This is a genomic window from Hoeflea sp. BAL378, from assembly GCF_000759435.1.
GTDB lineage: Bacteria > Pseudomonadota > Alphaproteobacteria > Rhizobiales > Rhizobiaceae > Hoeflea.
Genome location: NZ_JRJG01000040.1, coordinates 1 through 16,152 on the forward strand (window position 1 = coordinate 1; position 16,152 = coordinate 16,152).

The 16,152-nt window shown below is 65.8% G+C and carries 17 protein-coding genes and 1 pseudogene; 13 read left to right on the plus strand and 5 right to left on the minus strand.

Features of this window, described 5'->3' with window-relative positions:
• The coding region (locus LL06_RS11205) for an inverse autotransporter beta domain-containing protein (protein ID WP_173426119.1) at positions 1-1,204 on the minus strand (1,204 nt) is incomplete at its 3' end.
• Positions 1,205-1,933: 729 nt separating this feature from the next.
• Between LL06_RS11205 and LL06_RS11210 the strand changes: the two genes are divergently transcribed.
• The 6 genes from LL06_RS11210 (at position 1,934) to LL06_RS11240 (ending at position 7,314) form a co-directional block, all read left to right on the plus strand.
• Entirely contained in the window at positions 1,934-2,716 is a 783-nt protein-coding gene (locus LL06_RS11210) for a MipA/OmpV family protein (RefSeq protein ID WP_081963912.1), read from the plus strand.
• A 177-nt stretch (positions 2,717-2,893) separates the two neighbouring features.
• The gene (locus tag LL06_RS11215; RefSeq protein WP_035526347.1) at positions 2,894-3,736 is read left to right on the plus strand and encodes a phytanoyl-CoA dioxygenase family protein; all 843 of its coding nucleotides are present in this window, start codon (positions 2,894-2,896) and stop codon (positions 3,734-3,736) included.
• Positions 3,733-4,881: a class I SAM-dependent methyltransferase gene (locus tag LL06_RS11225; protein ID WP_052161438.1), complete on the plus strand. Its 1,149-nt coding sequence runs from the start codon at positions 3,733-3,735 to the stop codon at positions 4,879-4,881. The genes LL06_RS11215 and LL06_RS11225 overlap by 4 nt, the downstream gene beginning before the upstream one ends.
• A 22-nt stretch (positions 4,882-4,903) precedes the next feature.
• Positions 4,904-5,629, plus strand: coding sequence for a class I SAM-dependent methyltransferase (locus tag LL06_RS11230; RefSeq protein WP_035526356.1), 726 nt, complete (start codon positions 4,904-4,906; stop codon positions 5,627-5,629).
• The gene (locus LL06_RS11235; RefSeq protein ID WP_035526358.1) at positions 5,622-6,647 is read left to right on the plus strand and encodes an ATP-grasp domain-containing protein; all 1,026 of its coding nucleotides are present in this window, start codon (positions 5,622-5,624) and stop codon (positions 6,645-6,647) included. Before LL06_RS11230 ends, LL06_RS11235 begins: the two co-directional genes overlap by 8 nt.
• Positions 6,628-7,314, plus strand: coding sequence for a metallophosphoesterase family protein (locus LL06_RS11240; RefSeq protein ID WP_035526362.1), 687 nt, complete (start codon positions 6,628-6,630; stop codon positions 7,312-7,314). Before LL06_RS11235 ends, LL06_RS11240 begins: the two co-directional genes overlap by 20 nt.
• A gap of 10 nt (positions 7,315-7,324) precedes the next feature.
• Here the strand turns inward: LL06_RS11240 and LL06_RS11245 are convergent, their stop codons facing one another.
• Complete coding sequence (locus LL06_RS11245; RefSeq protein WP_052161439.1) at positions 7,325-7,573, minus strand: hypothetical protein; 249 nt, start codon at positions 7,571-7,573, stop codon at positions 7,325-7,327.
• 179 nt (positions 7,574-7,752) lie between these two features.
• Positions 7,753-8,199: an Lrp/AsnC family transcriptional regulator gene (locus LL06_RS11250; protein WP_173426120.1), complete on the minus strand. Its 447-nt coding sequence runs from the start codon at positions 8,197-8,199 to the stop codon at positions 7,753-7,755.
• Positions 8,200-8,448: 249 nt separating this feature from the next.
• On the opposite strand from LL06_RS11250, the gene rocF reads away from it, so the two are divergent.
• Both rocF and LL06_RS11260 read left to right on the plus strand, forming a co-directional pair.
• The gene (gene rocF / locus LL06_RS11255) at positions 8,449-9,372 is read left to right on the plus strand and encodes an arginase (RefSeq protein WP_035526365.1); all 924 of its coding nucleotides are present in this window, start codon (positions 8,449-8,451) and stop codon (positions 9,370-9,372) included.
• 32 nt (positions 9,373-9,404) lie between these two features.
• A complete protein-coding gene (locus LL06_RS11260; RefSeq protein ID WP_035526368.1) occupies positions 9,405-10,457 on the plus strand; it encodes an ornithine cyclodeaminase in 1,053 nt (350 codons plus the stop codon).
• 30 nt (positions 10,458-10,487) lie between these two features.
• Here the strand turns inward: LL06_RS11260 and LL06_RS11265 are convergent, their stop codons facing one another.
• Positions 10,488-10,988 (minus strand): MarR family winged helix-turn-helix transcriptional regulator, encoded by a 501-nt coding sequence (locus LL06_RS11265; RefSeq protein ID WP_035526371.1) that lies wholly within the window; start codon positions 10,986-10,988, stop codon positions 10,488-10,490.
• 114 nt (positions 10,989-11,102) lie between these two features.
• Here LL06_RS11265 and LL06_RS26380 point away from each other — a divergent pair, with 114 nt between their 5' ends.
• The 5 genes from LL06_RS26380 to LL06_RS11290 all read left to right on the plus strand — a co-directional run bounded on the left by LL06_RS26380 (position 11,103) and on the right by LL06_RS11290 (position 15,908).
• A complete protein-coding gene (locus LL06_RS26380; RefSeq protein WP_152599570.1) occupies positions 11,103-11,648 on the plus strand; it encodes a hypothetical protein in 546 nt (181 codons plus the stop codon).
• A 92-nt stretch (positions 11,649-11,740) separates the two neighbouring features.
• The gene (locus LL06_RS11275; RefSeq protein WP_035526374.1) at positions 11,741-12,223 is read left to right on the plus strand and encodes a YaiI/YqxD family protein; all 483 of its coding nucleotides are present in this window, start codon (positions 11,741-11,743) and stop codon (positions 12,221-12,223) included.
• A gap of 123 nt (positions 12,224-12,346) precedes the next feature.
• Positions 12,347-13,282: a LysR family transcriptional regulator gene (locus LL06_RS11280; RefSeq protein ID WP_035526377.1), complete on the plus strand. Its 936-nt coding sequence runs from the start codon at positions 12,347-12,349 to the stop codon at positions 13,280-13,282.
• Between the two features lie 80 nt (positions 13,283-13,362).
• Complete coding sequence (gene alc, locus LL06_RS11285; protein WP_162835375.1) at positions 13,363-14,373, plus strand: allantoicase; 1,011 nt, start codon at positions 13,363-13,365, stop codon at positions 14,371-14,373.
• Between the two features lie 176 nt (positions 14,374-14,549).
• Positions 14,550-15,908 (plus strand): nucleobase:cation symporter-2 family protein, encoded by a 1,359-nt coding sequence (locus LL06_RS11290; protein ID WP_035526383.1) that lies wholly within the window; start codon positions 14,550-14,552, stop codon positions 15,906-15,908.
• A 69-nt stretch (positions 15,909-15,977) separates the two neighbouring features.
• On the opposite strand, the pseudogene LL06_RS11295 reads toward LL06_RS11290, so the two are convergent.
• Positions 15,978-16,152: pseudogene (locus LL06_RS11295) on the minus strand (ribulose-phosphate 3-epimerase); the annotation flags it as partial.

Consider the following 16,152-nt stretch of genomic DNA (forward strand, 5'->3'; position numbering starts at 1 on the left):
GTCCCTGCGCGGTGACAAAGGCGCAGGCATTGGCGACGGTCGAGCAATCCGCGGCCCCCTGCGCGGTGTTGGTGACATGGAACACCTGCAGGCTTTCGCCCGACAGCGCGTCGGTGACCGGGTTGCCGGCATTGGCCCTGGTCTCGGTCACCACGGGCGAGACGATGTCGTCGTCGCGGTAGATCCGCCGCGTCATCAGCCGGTCGAGGCCGCTTAGGTCCCGCTCGGCTGCGACCGTCTCGCTGGGGCCGCCGAGCGGCATCCGCAGCCGCACGATGCCGCTCGCCTCGGTGCCGCGGACCTTGTCGGTGCGGATTTCGCCGCCGAGGGTGAGCTTGGCGCCGTCCAGCCCGAACGGGTCCTCGATCTCCACCTCGGCGCGGAACCGCGGCCCCTCGACCAGCGTGTCGCCGCGCTCGAAGCGGAAATAGCCGGCATTGAGCCGGATGGCGGCCTCCGAGAAATCAAGCTTGAGCCCGGCTTCCACGTCAAATCCGGGCAAGGCCCGCTCGACCAGGTTGTTGCCGGAATAGATGAGGTTCCTGCCGTCGAGAACCACGGCGGGACCCGCCGTGCCGACGGTGTACTGGCGCCCGCCCGGCAGATAGGCATTGGCGCGGACCTCGAAGCTCTCGGTCATCAGTTCGGCGCCGAACGTGCCCTGGTAGAACATGTTGTCATAGGCCGAGCGGCGGGCATCGACGAAGCCATAGATGCCGAAGATCGCGTCCGTGCCGAAAAAGCCGCCGGGCAGGATCTGACGGTAGCCGAGGCCGAAATTCCCCTCCTGCACGTCATCGGTCCAGGCCGAGGCGCGCAGGTCGGTGAACAGCAGCGAATCGCCGTCCTGCGCGAGCGGCGCGAACAGGTTGACCTGCCCCATGCTGCGGCTGCCGGGCGCCGCCGTGAACTCGACATAGGGCCGCCATTTCCTGCCGCCGGCCAGGCCGTCGATGCCGGGAATGAAGCTGCGGCCGTCCGCTTCGGGGTCGCCGGGGCCGGGACCGCTGGCGCCATAGGACCGGTCGAGCAGCACACCCAGGTTGTGGTCGAGATCCTGCTGGTCGAGCGCGTAGGTGGCTTCGCGCGTCTCCAGCGTCGCCGCCTTGGCGGCCTTGGAGAGGCGCGCCGCCGGCATCTTGCCCGGCTCGGTGTCGCCGCGGAGATTCTTCCAGGGATCCCGGGCCTCCGCGGCGGAGGTCAAGCCGGCTGAAATCGTCGCCAATACGGCCGTCAGGCACGACGAGCACGCCAAACTGTTTCGAAGATGAAACACCCATTCCCCCCGGAGAACGTGACCGTGCTCAATGTAATCATTAACAATACATCAACGAGAAATTATTGATCATAACTCAGGTGAATTCGCAACCGTGAATCCGATGATTCCCTCCAAGGTTACCGAAAGTTGCGACAGAGTTGCAACAATTCCGGCCGTTCAGACAGTTTTCAGGGACTCATCGCCGCTTTTCAGGGGTTTTCCCGTACCTTCGCCCTTGATCGAAGTCCAAATAAAAGCTTCCACGACACTGATTCACGGGCATGGGCGGATATGTGCACTATTTTTATAGCAATGCTTGAAACGCGCCCGTGATTTACGGACACGAAGACTCATATTAACTTTCTCATTACATAAAGATATTAAAATACATAAGTTTTTCTCCGATCCCGTACAACCGCCCCCCGGCCCGCCGCATTCCTTGTTCTCCGGCGATCGCCTGACCGAACAGATCGGCAGAATTACTGGAGGATACAGAGAAAAACTTCACTTCCTCAATAAAGGCAAAGACTTGAGCGCCGGACTCGCAGGTCGGGGACCCAAGCGGGCAGCGCCGATCAAATCGGGCCCGGTCTTCGCCCCCTTGCCGGCTTGTTAACCTTGACCGGGCATGATGGGTTCATCCCGCAGATAAAACCGCAGCGTCAGGACCCGACAATGAACCTTGCCATGAACACCGCCATGACGCTCGCGCTCGCTACCGTCGCGTGCGGCTGCGTTTCGACGGCCGGTGCGCAGGACCAGGCATCCGCCCGACCCGGGATCGTGTTCGAGCTCGGGGTCGGCGGCAAGGCCAAGCCAAGCTATTTCGGATCGAGCGATCTCATCCTGTCCCCGGTTCCGCTGGTCCGCATCAAGCGGTTGACGCTGCCGAACGGCTTCACGCTCGGCGGCGGCAGCGACGAGGGGTTCTCGCTGAGCCCGTCGCTGGAAGTGGTCCCCGAGCGCTCGGCCAAGGATTCGCCGGAGCTTGCCGGGCTCACCACGATCGACACCGCCGTCGAACTCGGTGTGGGGGCCAGGTACCAGATCGGCCAGTTCCGGGTCATGGGCGAAGTGCGCCGCGGCTTCGGCGGCCATGAAGGATTTCGCGGCGAACTCGGCGCGGACCTGATCGTCAATGCCGGCGACCAGTGGACCTTCCATGGCGGTCCGCGGCTCGGCTTCGCCGACAGCAAATTCACCAACACCTATTTCGGCGTCAGCGCCGCGGATGCCTCGGCGCGGTTTCCCGCCACGCGCACTGGCGGCGGCCTGGTCAGCGCCGGCCTGGAAGCCGGGCTGCGCTACCAGGTGGACGAGAACTGGGCGGTCGAGGCCGGCGCGGAATGGGCGCGGCTCGTGGGCGACGCCGCCAGTTCGCCGATCACCGCGCAGGGCTCGAAGGACCAGTTCAGCCTGTCCTTCGGGATCCTGCGCCGCTTCGACATCGCCTTCTGACCAAGGCCGGTTGGCTACAGCCGATTGTTCTCCCGCTCGGATGGGAAGACACCTATACTGCGCATCTGAGTTGATTCGGGCCTGCAATGGGTCCGATCCGTCCAGGCGCGGGCAAGCGGGCATGGGACCGGAGGCACTGGTCCCCGAGCGTCCATTTACAACATTGGGTTCGACACGATGATCAGTTCCGGCGAGCGTGAATTCTTCGAGTCCGAAGGCTACCTGCTGATCAAGGGCTTCTTCGACCGCGAGCGCGAAATCGCGCCGATCCAACGGGATGCCTACGCGATCATCGGGCTGGTCGCCGAGCGCCATGGCGTCGATCTCGCGCGCACCGGCTTCGATCCGGAAAGCTTCGACCGGGACTATTACCGGTTGCTCGAGGTCGACCGCCGCTTCGCCGGCGAGGTCTACGACCTCGCCAAGCAGATCCCCTCCTTCCTGCGGCTGATTTCGAGCGAGACGTCGGAGGCGCTTTTCCGCGAGCTGCGCGGCACCGACCATGCCGGCATCGGCGCCGCCTCCTACGGCATCCGCATCGACAACCCGAACGAGGACAAGTTCCGCTCGCACTGGCACCAGGAGTTCCTGTTCCAGCCGCAAAGCATCGACGGCATCGTCTTCTGGACGCCGCTGGCGCCGGTCCGCGACGACATGGGTGCGGTGATCATCCTGCCGAAGTCGCACAAGGACGGGCTGTGCGTCTATTCGAAGGGCACCACCTATGCCGACAAGGTCGGCGCCTACCAGATCGGCATCCACGACGAGGCGGCGGTCGTCGCCAAATACGAGCAGGTCGCGCCGCTGACCGAGCCGGGCGACCTGCTGATCATGGATTTCCTGACGATCCACGGTTCGGGCGAAAACCGCTCCGCCCGCTCGAGATGGTCGATCCAGAGCCGGTTCTTCAACTACAACGACCCGGTCGGCATGAAGGTGGGATGGAAATCCTCCATCACCGCGGGCACGGATGTCGAGGCGCTGTTCCCGGACAATTTCGTGAGCGCTCCCCGGTCATGACGGTCTGCAATGTCTGCTCCGCCGATTTGGGGCCGCCGGTCTATCGCGGCGGCGAGCGGACGTCGCTCACCACCATGAACAAGGTCGTGCCCGGGCAGACGCGGATCTTCCATTGCGGCGTCTGCGACCACGTCCAGACCGAGGAACTGCCGGATCTCGAGCGGTATTACGCCGAGGAATACTCGATCAACGAGGCCGGCATCGACGATGACCAGCTCTACGAGATCCGGGACGGCAGGGAGATCTACCGCTCCGAGCACCAGGCGGCGGTCGCGCTCGCCAAGCTCGATCTCTCCGGCAGCCCGAAGATCCTCGACTATGGCTGCGCCAAGGGCGCGACGCTGCGCCGGATGGTCGAGGCGAGCCCGAACGTCGAGCCCTATCTGTTCGATGTGACCGACAAGTACCAGGCCTATTGGGCGGACTTCCCGAAGCCCGCGCACCGGGCCTCGCACCGGCCCGACCCCGCCTGGTCGGGGACGCTCGACGCGGTCATGTCCTTCTATGCGCTCGAACACATTCCCCGCCTCAGCGAGGTGCTGGCGGAGATCAGGACGCTGCTGCGCCCCGGCGGGACCTTCTATTTCATTGTGCCCGACATGTATGCGAACTGGGCCGATTTCATCGTCGCCGACCATGTCAACCATTTCAGCCGCGGCTCGCTGACCGTGATGCTGGAGCGGGCGGGGTTCGGCAACATCGCCATCGACGAGACGGCGCACGCCGCGGCCTTCGTCGTCACCGGCAAGGCGACCGGCCCGGACACGCAAACGGCCGAAGCGATCCCCGGATCGAAAGCCGCCGTCGACCAACTTGTCGGGTTCTGGTCGGGCGCCCGCGCGCGGATCGCCGAGCAGGAGCGCTCCCTGGACGGGGACGCACGGGTCGCCATCTACGGCGCCGGGATCTACGGCAATTTCATCCTGTCCTGCCTCGCGCGGCCGGAGCGGGTCGCCTGCTTTGTCGACCAGAACCGGTTCCTGCAGGGCACGAAGCTCAACGGCATCGAGATCGTCAGGCCCAATGACGCGCCCGCCGGCCTCGGCGCGGTCTTCGTCGGCCTCAATCCGCTCAATGCGCGGCGGATCATCGCGTCGGTCGACAGCCTGCAGGCGCGCGGCCTTCCGTTCTTCTTTCTCGATTGACGCCTGTCTGGAAGGGACTGCCATGGAAAACCTGGACGCCGTCGCCGACAAATACCTGGCCGACCCGACCGTAGAGATCGAGAACGACCTGATCATGAACTGGTATCCGAAGCGGATCGAAAACCGGATCGGGCATGTCGGCTCGCTTCTCGAGCTGGGCCTGGGCCACGGCTACACCGTGCCCTATTTCACCGAGATGGCCGACCACCACGAGGTGGTGGAGGGGTCGCAGCGGGTGATCGACCATTTCCGGGCGCAGCACGGCTGGTACCAGGGCCGGCTGGTGCAGGATTATTTCGAGACCTACGCGCCGGATCGGGCCTTCGACGTGATCGTGATGGGCTTCGTGCTCGAACATGTCGACGATCCGCGCCTGATCCTATCGCGCTACCGGGATTTTCTTGCGCCGGGCGGCAAGCTCTATGTGGCCGTGCCCAACGCCAAGTCGCTCAACCGCCGGCTGGGCCTGGAAATGGGCATGATCGGCGATATCTACGATCTCAACGCCACCGACCACCAGCTCGGCCACAAGCGCAACTACTGCCGCGACACGCTGCGCGCCGATGTCGAGGCGGCGGGATACCGCACCACGCTCGAGGAGGGGATCTACCTCAAGCCGCTGCCGCTCAGCGTGCTCAAGACGCTCGACGACATGGAGGCCAATCTCCAGGCGATGCTGAAGGTCGGCGTCGAGTTTCCCGATCTCTGCGTGGCGCTGCTGTTCGAGCTTGAGGCGACCGGTGCCTGACGCGAGCCGCCGTCCCACGGTCGCCGTGACCGGCGTCGGCGCGCTGATCGGCCAGGGCATCGCCCGCTCGTTGCGGCCGCGCGGCAGGGTCCGCATCATGGGCGTCGACCGGCGGATCACGCCGTTTTCCAAGACCTTCTGCGATGCGGTGGAGCAGAAGCCCGCGATCGATGAGGCCTCCGAGGCCTATCTGGATTTCTGGCGCGGGCTGGTGCGGCGGGAAGGCATCGAGCTGATCCTGCCGGGCCTCAGCGTCGACATGGATTTCTTCAACGGCAACAGGGCCGCCTTCCGCGACATGGGCGTGAAAGTGGCGCTGAACCGCGAGGGCCTGATCGCGCTCTGCGCCGACAAGGCCGATTTCCAGAAGGCCTATCGCGCGGCCGGGTTTCCGGCCATCCCCTCGGCCCGGCCGGAGAGCTGGGAGGAGGCCCTGGCCGCGCTCGGCCCGGCGCCGCTGCTGCTCAAGCCCCGGCGCGGCGAGGGATCGGCCGGGATCGTGCGGCTCGATGACGCCTCGGACTTCGCCTACTGGACCCGGCGCAGCGGCGACAACTGGCTGATGCAGACCGTGATGGGAACCGAGGCCGACGAATACACCGTCGGCGTCTACGGCCTGGGCGACGGGACATCCCTCGGCCCGATCATCATGCGCCGCAGGCTCACGCGCTCGGGCCATACCGGCGAGGTCGAGGTGCTCGACCACCCGGCGATCGCCGCCCTGACCGGCCGGATCATCCGCCACTTCCAGCCGATCGGACCGACGAACCTGCAGTTCCGGATGGGCGGCGAGACCCCCTATCTTCTGGAGATCAATCCGCGCTTTTCCAGCAGTTGCTCGCTGCGCGCCGCCTTCGGCTTCGTCGAGGCGGAGATGTGCATCGACGATCTGCTCGAAGGCCGGACGCCGGAGCAGCCGGTGATCCGGCATGGCGCGGCACACCGCTACAACGAGGATTTCATCGCCGACACCCTGCCCGGAAAGGAGCCGAGCGGCTATGCTGGCGATCCTGTCTGACATCCACGCCAATCTGACGGCTCTCGAGGCGGTGCTGGCGGATGCGCGCGCACGCGGCTGCGACAGCTTCATCAGCCTCGGCGACGTGGTGGGCTACAATGCAGAGCCGGAAGAGTGCTGCCAGATACTCATGGCGTCCGGCATTCCCAATATTCTGGGCAACCACGACAGCTACATCACCACGGGGGAGAACTGCACACGCTCGAAGGTGGTAGCCTCGATCATCGATGATCACCGGGCGCGGCTGTCGGAGGCAAGCATCGCCTGGCTCGGCCGCTCGGCTTCCTTCGTGCGCGACGGCGACGTGCTGATGGTGCATGGCGGGCCGGAGGATCCGCTCGACCAGTATGTGCGCGAGGTGGATGCGGCGATCTTTCCCGAGGGCGTCAATGTGCTGTTCGTCGGCCACACCCATGTGCAGTTCCAGCACCGCTTCGGCGAGAAACTGTTCTGCAATCCCGGCTCGGTCGGCCAGCCGCGCGACGGGGATCCGCGCGCTGCCTATGCGATCTGGCACGAGCGGCGGCTGAGCCTCCATCGCGTGCGCTATGACATCGACCGGACCATCTCGGTGATGCGCGCGCGCGGCTACGAACCGTTCCTGGCCCGCGGCCTGCCGCTCGGCGCGCAGATCAACGGACGGATCGACACCATCGTGGCGCGCTGACGGCCAGGGTTCAAAGGGTCGCGGCGCCGTTGTCCTCGATGGAGGCGCTGTCGGCGCCGAGAGCGTCGAGCGCCAGATCGAGATGCTTGAGATCGTCGCCGGTCTCGGCGTCGTCGACCATGGCGCTTTCGCTCGCAGCGCGCATTTCGGCGCGGGCGTTCTCGCGCAGCCGCTCGAGCTCCTTGATCTTCTCCGCTCTGGCGAGAGCGGGATCTTCGACGATTTTCGCGATCACGTCGCTGATGTCCTGGGGAGCCATGGCTGTCATCCTTTTCGGAAATGCGGGCTTTTCGGAAATGCTGAAACTATGGAAAGAACGGCCGGGGACCGGCCGCAGAAGAGCGCCGGCCAACCCGCAGGTCGTCCGGCTGCCTTGCTCAACGCGACGGGCCGGCATCGGTTCCACCCGATCGGCGTGGCACCGCATGCCGGGACATCTCAGGCGGGGCGCTTCAACGGCCGCCGGGTGGACAGGTAGAGGTTGGTCTCGCTCGAGGTGATGCCCTCGAAGCGGCGGATGCGCACCAGCGTGTCGTCGAGCTCCTGCAGCGTCTCCGTCGCCAGTTCGATGATCAGGTCCCAGCGTCCATTGGTGGAGTGCACGGCCTGCACGGCCGGAATCCCCTGGAGCTGCGCGATGATGCGCTCGGTCCCCCTGCCCTCGATGCCGATGAGCGTGAGCCCGCGCACAGGGGCCGCTGTCACGTCGGCGCGGGTGAGAACGGTGAAGCCGGCGATCTCGCCGCTCGCCATCAGCCGTTCGATGCGGCCGCGCACGGTGGCGCGGGCCAGCTTCAGTTTCGCCGCGAGATCGGAAATGGAGGCGCGCCCGTCGCGCCTGAGCTCCGCGATCAGGCGGATATCCATGTCATCCAGATTAGACATTCCTGCTTCCCGATCTGATGGGTTGGCTTTTCGATTTGATCATAATTGAGCCGAAAGCTTATTCAAAGCGCCAAATCTGCGCCGCACCCGGCATGAAAGCCGGCGCAACGGCCGGTTTGCCGCCGGGCCGATTTGCCAAATTGGAAAACCCGACTGACGCATCCGCCGTTCCGGCCTCCGGACCGGCGAAAATTGCCCTTCAAACCGCCAGCCGCCTCTGCGACCTGTGGCGGCAAGAGAGGGACCACCATGAACCAGCATTGCATTCTGATCGGCGCGCCCGTCGACAGCGGCCAGTCCAATCCGGGTTGCCTGATGGGGCCGGCTTCGTACCGCGTGGCGGGCCTGGCTGCGACGCTCGAGGAGCTCGGCTGCACTGTCAGCGACCGCGGCGACGTGGCGCCGAGGCCGGCGGGCGACGCCGCCAGCCCCAATCCGGCGGTGCATCACCTGGCCGAGACGATTGCCTGGACCGGCGCGCTCGCGGCGGCGGCCCGGGACGCCATGGCGGCCGGCTTTCCGGTGTTTCTCGGCGGCGATCACAGCCTGTCGCTCGGCACGGTGGCGGGCGTCGCGGCCCATGCGAGGGAGAAGGGACGGCCGCTGTTCGTGCTCTGGCTCGACGCCCACAGCGATTTCCACACGCCGGTGACCACGCGGTCGGGCAATCTGCACGGCACGCCTGTCGCCTATCTCGCCGGGCTCGGCGGCTTCGACGCCTTCCCGCCGTTTCCCGATCCGGTGCCGGTGGAGCGGATCTGTCTGTTCGGCATCCGCTCGGTCGACCCCGACGAGCGCGCGGCGCTGCGCGACCATGCCCTCACGCCGGTGGACATGCGCGAACTCGACGAGCGCGGCTTCGTCGCCCCGCTCAAGGGCTTTCTCGACGAGGTGCGGGCGGCAAATGGCCTGCTGCATGTGTCGCTCGACGTCGATTTCCTCGATCCTTCGATCGCGCCGGCGGTCGGCACCACGGTGCCCGGCGGCGCCACCTTCCGCGAAGCCCATCTGGTGATGGAGATGCTGCACGAGTCGGGCCTCGTCAGTTCCCTCGACCTGGTCGAGCTCAATCCGTTTCTCGACGAGCGCGGCCGCACCGCGCGGCTGATGGTCGACCTGACCGCGAGCCTGATGGGCCGCACCGTGTTCGACCGCGTCAACCGAAGCGCCTGATCCCGACAATCCCTTTACCGCAGGAGATATTCATGACCCCACCTTCCCATCTCGCCTTCGTCCCCTTCATCAGCGTCGAGAACATGATGCGGCTGGTGCATTCGATCGGCGTGGAGACGGTGCTCACGGAGCTGGCCGACGCCATCGAGCACGATTTCACCCGCTGGCCGCTGTTCGACAAGACGCCGCGGTTCGGCTGCCATTCCGAAACCGGGGTGATCGAGCTGATGCCCACCTCGGACGGCGAGTTCTACGGCTTCAAATATGTCAACGGCCATCCGACCAACACCAAGCAGGGCCTGCAGACGGTCACCGCCTTCGGCTTGCTCGCCGACGTGGCGTCGGGCTATCCGGTGCTGCTGTCGGAAATGACCGTGCTGACGGCGCTCCGGACCGCCGCGACCTCGGCGATGGCGGCGCGGCATCTGGCGCCGAAGGGTGCCAAGGTGATGGCGCTGATCGGCAATGGCGCGCAGTCGGAATTCCAGGCGATGGCGTTCAAGGCCGTGGTCGGCATCGAGGAAGTCAGGCTCTACGACATCGACGCCGCCGCCACCGCCAAATGCGCCCGCAACCTCGCCGGATCCGGACTGAAGGTCACGGCCTGCCGGTCGTCGCAGGAAGCCATGGAGGGTGCGACGATCGTCACCACCTGTACCGCCGACAAGCAGTTCGCCACCATCCTGACCGACAACATGATCGGCGACGGCATCCACATCAACGCCATCGGCGGCGACTGCCCCGGCAAGACCGAACTGCACAAGGACATCCTCCTGCGCTCGCAGATCTTCGTCGAATATCCGCCGCAGACGCGCATCGAGGGCGAGATCCAGCAGATGCCGGCCGACCATCCGGTGACCGAGCTGTGGCAGGTGATCACCGGCGAGGCGGAAGGCCGGACATCGCCGTCGCAGATCACCCTGTTCGACGGCGTGGGCTTCGCCATCGAGGATTTCTCGGCGCTCAAATATGTGCATGAGCGGGCGCTCAAGACCGGCCATTTCGTCCAGCTCGACATGATCGCCGATCCCGACGATCCGCGCGACCTGTTCGGCATGCTGGCGCGCGCCGGCGAACCCGACTGAGCGATCATTGCGGCTGGAAGGCCGCGTTTCTCAATCGGCGCTCCCTGAGTCCTGGGGGGCGCCCCTGACGATATCGTCCGCGAACCTGCGCATGAGCCGCACCAGATCCTCGATGTCCTGCTGGTCCCAACTGGCAAGGATGGCACGGCCCATCCTTTCCCGCGCCGCGTCGACCCGATCGGTCATCGCCTTGCCCTTCGGCGTGACGGTGGCCTCGCGAACCCGCCGGTCGGTCGCGCTTCCCTGACGATCGACAAGACCGAGGCTTTCAAGCTTCGCAACCTGGCGACTGACGGTGGTGTAATCGCGCCCGACCCGGTCCGCGATCTCCACCACGCCGATCGGGCCGAGGCGTTCAATACCGACCAGCAGCGGAAACAGGGCCCGGTCGAGCGATATCCCCGCTTCCCGCAACATCGCCTCGTCGCGCTGCGGCCGGTTCATGACGCTGACGATATCGATCAGCGAACCATGGAGCTGGCGGATCTGATCGCTGATATGTGTATTTTGCACATTCTTTGTTGACGTCATGCGGCTTCTCCTATTATGTGCATATTACACATATACGGACAGGAATGACAATGAGATCCACCCGCCATGCGCTGATCAGCGGCGCAATCGTCGTCTGCCGCAAGGCCAGACCCCTTGATCGCCACCTCGACACCATGGACCACGGCCTGGAAGGCACTAGCCATGCTTAAGGCTCCTGCCCTGCGAACATGGTCGACGCCGCTCACCATCGGCTCCTTCATCCTGATGTCGGCCACCGGCGTGCTGATGTTCTTCGAATGGGACATCGGGCTGACGACGGTGGTGCATCAATGGTTTTCATGGCTGTTCCTGGTGGGGTGCGGCGGACATATCGCGGCCAATTTCCGACCGTTCAAGAACCACCTCAGGTCGAACTGGGGCAAGGTCAGCGTCACCGCCTTCACGCTGGCGCTGGCGGCCTCCCTCTTCAGCTGGGGCCTCATAACCGGCCCCCAGTTGAAAAGACCGATCGAGGAAGCGCTCGTCGACGCTCCGCTGTTCGCCTTGGCGGACACCATGCGCATCGCACCCGATGACCTGGTTGCGAGACTGCAGGCGCGCGGAATCACAGCGACGAACCGGCAATCCATTCGCGACCTGGCGGTCAGTTCCGGCGTGGACGAGAACTATCTGCTTGCCCTGGTGTTTCTGCCCGAATGAGGCTGTCAGGAACCGGCCCGGGGATGTCGTCGCGCCTCGCGGACAGGTGCACCGACCTTGGCTAAGCCGGTGACACGGGGTATTGCACTGCCATGACCATTCCCGATCCCGACACCCTGCCCATCCGCCTGCTGGTCGACGCCGATGCCTGCCCGGTGCGGGAGGAATGCGTCAAGGTGGCGCTGCGCCATAGCGTGCGCGTCACCTTCGTCTCCAACAGCTTCTTCCGGATCGAGGCCGATCCGCTGGTCGAGCGCGAGATCGTGCCGGGCAATTTCGACGCCGCCGACGACCGCATCGTCGAGCATGTGACCCGGCGCGCCGTGGTGGTGACCGCCGATATTCTTCTGGCCGAGCGCTGCATCAAGGCCGAAGCGGCCGCGGTGATGAGCCACACCGGCAAGCCGTTCACGCCCGATTCCATCGGCATGGCTGTGGCGACGCGGGCGATCATGGCCGACCTCCGGGCCGGCGGCGCGCAGGTGGGCGGGCCGGCGCCGTTCTCGCGCCAGGACCGGTCGCGGTTTCTCTCGGCGCTGGACCTTGCGCTGGTACGGCTCAAGCGCCACGGCTGACTCGGGCCTTCACGCCCTGGATTTTCGTTCCCCACAAGGCAATCCTCCTTGTCTTCTGTTTTATCTGGACAATCCGCGCGGGGAGCGGTCAACTGGCGTTCGGTGTGATCGGTGGAACAGACCATGGCCTATGTGGACATGCTCAGGACATTCGTGCGGGTCTACGAGCTCGGCAGCATGTCGGCTGCCGCGCGCGACCTGCGCGTCTCGGCGGCGGTCTCCTCGAGCCGGATCTCCGATCTCGAGAAGAGCCTGGGCGTGCGGCTGTTCAACCGCACCACGCGCAGCCTGCGCGCCACGGCGCATGGCGAACTGTTCTACAAGGGCGCGATCAAGATCCTCGACACCATCCGCGAGGTCGAGGGCGGCATTGCCGAGATCACCGCCCAGCCGAAAGGCACGCTGTTCATCTCCGCGCCGCTGGCGCTCGGCAAGCGGCTGGTGGCGCCGCTGATCCCGGCCTTCAAGCTTGAGTACCCGGATATCAATGTGCGGCTGAGACTGTCGGACCGCAAGGTCGACATCGCCCAGGAGGGCCTCGACGCCGCCTTCGTGCTCGGGCCGCTGCCGGATTCGGACATGCGGGTGCGCGCCATCCACGAATTCGAGCGTGTGCTCGCGGCCTCACCCGGCTACATCAAGAGCCACGGCATGCCCGCAAGCGGCGACGACATCGTCTCCAGGGCGCACAAATGCCTGCTGCTGCGCTATCCCGGCGCCACCGAGTTCTACTGGAACCTGATCGTCGACGGCGAGATCCGCGGCTTCCATCCAGATGGGTCGCTCGAGAGCGACGACGGCGACGTGCTGACCGCCTGGGCGCTGGCGGGGTGCGGCATCGTCAACAAGACCCGCTATGACATCGCGGCCCATCTGGATGCAGGCACGCTGGTGGAGGTGGCCTCCGCCACGCCGCCGACGCCGCAGCCGTTTTCCTGCCTCTATCCGCACAAGCGGCTGCAGGACCCCAAGGTCAAGCTGTTCGTCGACCACGTGATCAAGGGCGTCCGCGCCGAGATAGAGCGGGTGGCGGCTTCGACATCTTCCGGAAAAATTTGAAACCGAAGCCGATTTTCTGCGCATACAATGGGCTGAACCCCGGGCCTGTCGATCCGGACCCCATGACCAGGAGTGAAATGATGAGTGACCACGCGCCGGCGCAGCTTCCCGGTTTTGCCCGCAATGCCGTCAACCTCGCCTCGGCGGGACTGGGCGCCAAGGCCTTGTTCGCCACCGACGAGTTCTTTGCGCCCTTGGAGCGGATGCTGGCCGACCAGCCGGCCGTGTTCATCGAGGACAAGTATGACGACAACGGCAAGTGGATGGACGGCTGGGAAAGCCGCCGCAAGCGGGTTCTGGGCCATGATTTCGCGGTTGTCAGGCTGGCCGCCGCCGGCCGCATCGACGGCTTCGATGTCGACACCTCGCATTTCACCGGCAATTACCCGCCGGCCGCGCGCATCGAGGCCTGCAACGTGGCGGGCGATCCCGATGACGCCACCGTCTGGACCGAGGTGCTGGCCACCTCGCCGCTGGGGCCGAGCGCGCATCACTACCTCGCCTCGCAGTCGTCGGAGATCTTCACCCATGTGCGGCTGCACATCTATCCCGACGGCGGCGTCGCTCGCCTTCGCGTCTACGGCCAGCCCTTCCTCGACCGCTCGAAGGTTGGCAGTGGCGAGATCGAGCTCTCGGCCTCGCTCAACGGCGGACGCATCATCGGCTTCTCGGACGCCCATTACGGGTCCTACCACCGGCTGCTGGCGCCGGGACGCGGGCTCAACATGGGCGACGGCTGGGAAACCAGCCGCAGGCGCGTTCCCGGCAATGAATGGATCGTCATCGCGCTTGGCGCGCGCGGCGTGATCTCGTCCGCGATCGTCGACACTGCCTATTACAAGGGCAATTTTCCCGACTCCTGCTCGATCCAGGCCGCCGACATGAGCGAATTCGGCACGGACGCGGGCGACGCGCTCATCACCGCCTCGATGTTCTGGCCCGACCTGATCGCGCAGCAGAAACTCAAGGCCGACCATGTCCACGACCTGTCCGCCCATTTGAGCGATATCGGCCCGGTCACCCATGTGCGGCTCAACATCTTTCCCGACGGAGGCATCAGCCGCCTGAAACTCTCCGGACGCCTCGCCTGAGGCGCACGGGGAGGCGTGGCACAGGCCTTGCATCTGAGGAACAGGGACTGACGCAGCGATCGGGCGGGCCGCGGGGCACGCCCGATCGCTGAAGTCGACACCAGCCGGCATAAGCCGGTTCGCGGCAATGGGGGGCGGCGGGCCGGCGCGACACGCGCCCCTGAGGGAAGAAGACCATGGCCGACATATCCTTGGGAACCGCAGAGCAGTTGCGGGACCCCGACTACACGCCGCCGCTCGCCAAGGCGGTCCCGCTCGGGATCCAGCACGTGCTGGCGATGTTTGTCTCCAACGTCACCCCGGCGATCATCGTCGCCGGCGCCGCCGGCATCGGCTTCGGCTCGGACCAGGGGGCGCTCGGCTTTCCGGACATGACCTACATGATCCAGATGTCGCTCCTGTTCGCGGGCGTGGCCACGCTGTTCCAGACCATCGGCATGGGCCCGGTCGGGGCGCGGCTGCCGATCGTGCAGGGCACCAGCTTCGCCTTCGTGCCGATCATGATCCCGGCGGTGGCGGGGCTCGGGGCCGCCGGCCTCGCGGGGCTGATGACCGGGGTGATGATCGGCGGGCTGTTCCACTTCTGCCTGGGCTTCATCGTCGGCCGCATCCGCTACGCGCTGCCGCCGCTGGTCACAGGGCTGATCGTGCTGATGATCGGGCTGGCGCTGGTCAAGGTCGGCGTCCAGTATGCCGCCGGCGGCGTGCCGCTGATGGGCAAGCCGGAATTCGGCAGCCTGGCGATGTGGACCCCGGCGCTGGTGGTGATCGTCGTCACCCTGGCGGTCAAGTTCTTCACCCGCGGCTTCGCGGCCGTGGCGGCGGTGCTGATCGGCATCCTCGCGGGCTATGCGGTGGCGCTGATGATGGGCCAGGTGAGCTTCACCAGCTTCGAGCGGGCCGGCTATTTCTCGCTGCCGATCCCGTTCAAATGGGGCTTCGAGTTCAACACCGCCATCATCATCGGCATGTGCTTCATGGCCATCGTCTCGGCGATCGAGACCGTGGGCGACACATCCGGCATCACCAAAGGCGGCGCCGGCCGCGAGGCGACCGACAAGGAGATCGAGGGCGCGACCTTCGCCGACGGGCTCGGCACGGCGGTGGCGGGCGTGTTCGGCGGCCTGCCCAACACCTCGTTCTCGCAGAATGTCGGGCTGATCGCCATGACCGGGGTGATGAGCCGGCACGTGGTGACCATCGGCGCGCTGTTCCTGATCGTCTGCGGCTTCGTGCCGAAGATCGGCGCGCTGATCAACACCGTGCCGATCAACGTCCTCGGCGGCGGCGTCATCGTCATGTTCGGCATGGTCTGCGCGGCGGGCGTCAACATGCTCTCGGAGGTCAACTGGAACCGGCGTAACATGGTGATCTTCGCGACCGCGCTGTCGATCAGCCTCGGCCTGCAACTGGTTCCCGAGGCGCTTCAGCATCTCGGCAAGACCGCGCAGATCCTGCTCACCAGCGGCCTGCTGCCCGCGGCCGTGATCGCCATCGGCCTCAACCTGGCGCTGCCCGAGGATCTCGACGACTGATCCCGGCGCCACCGCCCGATCCCGGCCCCCGGTTCACGCCGGGGGTCTGCGGCTCAGACATCACTGTCCTCAGAGAGCAGCTTGCGCCGCCAGCCTGATGGCCGAGATGTTCTCGGCCCAGTCCTCTTCGCCCGCGCCCCTGAACACCGCCGAGCCCGCGACCAGCACGTCGGCGCCGGCGGCAGCCACCAGCGGCGCGGTGGCGGGGGTGACGCCGCCGTCAATCTCGATGTGGATCGGCCGG

Coding starts and splice junctions, on each gene's coding strand:
- LL06_RS11210 (WP_081963912.1), top strand. CDS start 1,934: ATGAACCTTGCCATGAACACCGCCATGACGCTCGCGCTCGCTACCGTC.
- LL06_RS11215 (WP_035526347.1), top strand. CDS start 2,894: ATGATCAGTTCCGGCGAGCGTGAATTCTTCGAGTCCGAAGGCTACCTG.
- LL06_RS11225 (WP_052161438.1), top strand. CDS start 3,733: ATGACGGTCTGCAATGTCTGCTCCGCCGATTTGGGGCCGCCGGTCTAT.
- LL06_RS11230 (WP_035526356.1), top strand. CDS start 4,904: ATGGAAAACCTGGACGCCGTCGCCGACAAATACCTGGCCGACCCGACC.
- LL06_RS11240 (WP_035526362.1), top strand. CDS start 6,628: ATGCTGGCGATCCTGTCTGACATCCACGCCAATCTGACGGCTCTCGAG.
- LL06_RS11245 (WP_052161439.1), bottom strand. CDS start 7,573: ATGGCTCCCCAGGACATCAGCGACGTGATCGCGAAAATCGTCGAAGAT.
- LL06_RS11250 (WP_173426120.1), bottom strand. CDS start 8,199: ATGTCTAATCTGGATGACATGGATATCCGCCTGATCGCGGAGCTCAGG.
- rocF (WP_035526365.1), top strand. CDS start 8,449: ATGAACCAGCATTGCATTCTGATCGGCGCGCCCGTCGACAGCGGCCAG.
- LL06_RS11260 (WP_035526368.1), top strand. CDS start 9,405: ATGACCCCACCTTCCCATCTCGCCTTCGTCCCCTTCATCAGCGTCGAG.
- LL06_RS11265 (WP_035526371.1), bottom strand. CDS start 10,988: ATGACGTCAACAAAGAATGTGCAAAATACACATATCAGCGATCAGATC.
- LL06_RS11275 (WP_035526374.1), top strand. CDS start 11,741: ATGACCATTCCCGATCCCGACACCCTGCCCATCCGCCTGCTGGTCGAC.
- LL06_RS11280 (WP_035526377.1), top strand. CDS start 12,347: ATGGCCTATGTGGACATGCTCAGGACATTCGTGCGGGTCTACGAGCTC.
- alc (WP_162835375.1), top strand. CDS start 13,363: ATGAGTGACCACGCGCCGGCGCAGCTTCCCGGTTTTGCCCGCAATGCC.
- LL06_RS11290 (WP_035526383.1), top strand. CDS start 14,550: ATGGCCGACATATCCTTGGGAACCGCAGAGCAGTTGCGGGACCCCGAC.